The 2,640-nt window shown below is 71.1% G+C and carries 2 protein-coding genes and 1 pseudogene; 1 reads left to right on the forward strand and 2 read right to left on the reverse strand.

What is annotated here, in order from left to right; translation table 11 throughout:
- Window positions 1-117 precede the first annotated feature (117 nt).
- Window positions 118-1,185 (forward strand): proteasome assembly chaperone family protein, encoded by a 1,068-nt coding sequence (locus tag OOT08_RS16875; RefSeq protein ID WP_325093985.1) that lies wholly within the window; start codon window positions 118-120, stop codon window positions 1,183-1,185.
- A gap of 56 nt (window positions 1,186-1,241) precedes the next feature.
- Here the strand turns inward: OOT08_RS16875 and mshC are convergent, their stop codons facing one another.
- Together mshC and OOT08_RS16885 are read right to left on the reverse strand one after the other, a co-directional pair.
- Window positions 1,242-2,519, reverse strand: coding sequence for a cysteine--1-D-myo-inosityl 2-amino-2-deoxy-alpha-D-glucopyranoside ligase (mshC, locus tag OOT08_RS16880; RefSeq protein WP_325093986.1), 1,278 nt, complete (start codon window positions 2,517-2,519; stop codon window positions 1,242-1,244).
- Window positions 2,516-2,640 (reverse strand): annotated as a pseudogene (locus OOT08_RS16885) (UDP-diphosphatase); the annotation flags it as partial. The pseudogene OOT08_RS16885 and the gene mshC, both read right to left, overlap by 4 nt.

Raw genomic sequence — 2,640 nt, forward strand, 5'->3', positions numbered from 1 at the left:
TCTGCGGTGCGGGGACGTCGGCGGTGAGATCGGGCGCGGAAACGGGGCTGTCTGAGGTCACGCCAGGAGTTTACCCGGCCGGGCTCGCTATCCTGTGAGTATGACGGGAACGAGCACGTGAGCAACGCAAGTGAGCCGCTGAGCGGGCGCATCCTGCTCGCCGCCTTCGAGGGCTGGAGCGACGCGGGAAACGCCGCCTCCGGGACCCTGGAGTGGCTGGGCGAGCTTCTGGACGTCGACGTGCTGCACACGATCGGCTCCGACGGGTACATCGACCTGCAGGTGCATCGGCCGCGCATCGCGCTGACCGATGACGGCACCCGCGAGGTGCTCTGGCCGGAGACGAACCTGTACGGCCCCGTGGCGCGCCCGGACCGGAGCGAGCTGCTGCGGCACGCCCCCGGCATCGTCCCGGACCTGGACGAGAGCGCCGTGGTACACGACCTGCCTGGGAGCGAGGCCCCCGACGCCGAGGCGGACACCCCCGCCCTGCGTCCCGTCGTCAACCGAATCTCGGGCGAGCCCGCGAGCGATCTCTTCCTCCTCGTGGGCGTCGAGCCCTCCCGGAACTGGCAGGCCTTCGCCGAGGAGGTCGTCGAGATCGCCGAGGGCTGGGCCATCGACACGGTGATTTTGCTCGGCTCGCTGTTCTCGGATTCCCCGCACAGTCGGCCGATCACCACGCAGGTCACGAGCGAGCACCCCGTGATTCGCGCCAAGATCGGCGCCTCGCGCAGCGACTACGAGGGCCCGATCGGCGTGAGCACCGTGATCGGCCTCGCGCTCGAGGAGGCCGGCGTGCCGGTCGTGTCCCTCTGGGCCCAGGTGCCGCACTACGTGCACAGCGCGCCCTCCCCGAAGGCCACGCTCGCGCTCATCGACCAGCTCGAGGAGCTGCTCGACATCGTCGTTCCCCGCGGGGAGCTCGTGGAGCAGTCCAACGACTGGGAGCACAACATTAACCGGATCGCCGAGGCGGACGAGGACATGGCCCAGTACATCCAGCGGCTGGAGGAGGCGCGCGACGCCGTGGAGGCCCCGGAGGCCACGGGCGACGCGATCGCCTACGAGTTCCAGAAGTTCCTGCAGGAGCCCGCCCGCGACGACGCGGAGGCGCAGGACCGTGCGGAACAGGCCGAGTCCGGCGAGCCCGGCGACGGCGGGGAGCCCGGGACCGGGGTCTAGGTCTCCCGCCGGGGCCGCGTGCGGTGACCGGGCCGTGGCCCGGTCACCGCACGCGCTCAGAGCCGCTCGGCGCGCTTCAGCGTGACGCCGAGGAGCGACTCGACCGCGTCCACGAGGAGCTCGGGGCGGTCAACGCCGCGGTCCCAGGCGGCGTCGAGCGCCGCGAGCATGACCGGGGTGTCGAGGTCGTTCGCGAGCGCCTGGCGCAGCTGCTCGATGACCTGGGTCGCGCTCGCGGGCTCCTGGCCCTCGTGGCGCGTGCCGGAGCCCGAGGAACCCATCCGCCAGGCGATCAGGCGGCGCTCGGCCGTGATCAGGTCCTCCTCGAACCACTCCCACTCCTCGCGGTAGTGGTGCGCGAGGAGGGCGAGCCGCACCGCGGCGGGCTCCGTGCCCCCGTCGAGGAGCTTGGAGACGAACACCAGGTTCCCGCGCGACTTGCTCATCTTGTGTCCCTGGTAGGACACGAGCCCGACGTGGCTGTAGATGTGCGCCATCGGCGTGCCCGTCATCGCGGTGGCGTGCCCGGCGCTGAACTCGTGGTGCGGGAAGATCAGGTCGTTGCCGCCGCCCTGCACGGTAAAGGCGTTGCCGAGGAAGTGCACCGCGATCGCCGAGCACTCGATGTGCCAGCCGGGGCGGCCGAGGCCGAGGACGGTGCCCCAGCTGGGCTCCCCCGCGCGGGCCGCGCGCCACAGCAGCGGGTCGAGCGGGTCGCGCTTGCCGACCCGGTCGGGGTCGCCGCCGCGCTCGGCGCTGAGCAGGAGCATCAGCTCGCGCTCGTAGGGGGCGACGTCGCCGAGCCGCCACTGGCTCTGCTCGCTTGCGGCCTGCGTGTCGAAGTAGAGGTCGTCGCCCGCGGCGTCGTCGGTCGCGACGGGGTAGGCGAAGCCGAGCTGGCGCAGCTTCTGCACGGACTGGGCGATCAGGTCGATCTGCTCGGTCACGGCGACGAAGTGGTCGGGCGGGATCAGGCCGAGCCGGAACATGTCGGAGCGGAACAGCGCGATCTGGTTCTCCGCGAGCGACTCCCAGGAGACGTTCGTCGCGGCGGCGCGCTCCAGGAGCGGGTCGTCGATGTCGGTGATGTTCTGCGCGTACTCGACCTCGAGCCCGGCGTCGCGCCAGGCGCGCTGCAGGGTGTCATAGGCGAGGTAGGTGAAGGCGTGCCCGATGTGGGTCGCGTCGTAGGGGGTGATGCCGCAGACGTACAGCGTGGCCCGGCCCTCGTTGAGGGGCGGGTGCTCCAGACGGCCGGAGGCGGTGTTGAACAGGCGCGGAGCCTGACCCGTGGTCGGCAGGGTCGGCAGATCGGGCGGGGTCCAGGTTCTCACAGGGCACCACTTTCGGGGCTGAGTACGCCGGAGCCGAGCAGCACGATGATCGCGGTGCCGAGCAGGATCCGGTAGATAACGAAGGGCATGAAGCTGCGCTTGGAGATGTAGCGCATGAAGA

Source organism: Leucobacter sp. M11 (assembly GCF_035726885.1).
Lineage (GTDB): Bacteria > Actinomycetota > Actinomycetes > Actinomycetales > Microbacteriaceae > JAPFRB01.